Raw genomic sequence first — 465 nt, 5'->3', positions numbered from 1 at the left:
CCGCGACGAGGTAGTCCTCCCCCGCCGTCTCGATGCCCTGCACGAGACCGTCGGCGCTGCGAGCCGAGACGACGAGACCGTCACCGACCCGGTCGATGCCCTGGTGGTGGTAGCTGAGAATGCTCGTGCCACCGGCGCCGAGCGCATCGGCGAGCCGCGTCCCGGGCTCGACTGTCGCCTCGCCGCGGGCGAACACTCCGCCGCCGATCTGGTACCGCGAATCGCCGAGCACGTCGGGCAGGTGCTGATGCAGGGTGCCGCCGAAGGCGACGTTGATCAGCTGCAGTCCGCGGCAGATGCCGAACACCGGGATGCCGCGGCGTCGCGCCCCCGCGAGCAGAGCCAGCTCCCACGCGTCCCGGTCTTCGCGCGGCCGATCGGTGGTCGGATGCGGTGCCTGTCCGTATCGCGCCGGGTCGACGTCGAGGCCCCCGGTGATCACGAGCGCGTCGATGCCGTCGAGCG

Annotated in this window: 1 protein-coding gene; it reads right to left on the bottom strand. The window is 72.3% G+C overall.

Annotated features, from left to right (window positions below; genetic code table 11):
* Positions 1–465, bottom strand: a 465-nt coding sequence (locus ASG00_RS01860) for a gamma-glutamyl-gamma-aminobutyrate hydrolase family protein (protein ID WP_235559062.1), incomplete at both ends; no start/stop codon positions are given.

The organism is Microbacterium sp. Leaf351, from assembly GCF_001423825.1.
Lineage (GTDB): Bacteria > Actinomycetota > Actinomycetes > Actinomycetales > Microbacteriaceae > Microbacterium > Microbacterium ginsengisoli.
Note: the sequence above shows the minus strand (reverse complement) of the source record. Positions and strands in the feature narration are given on the sequence as shown.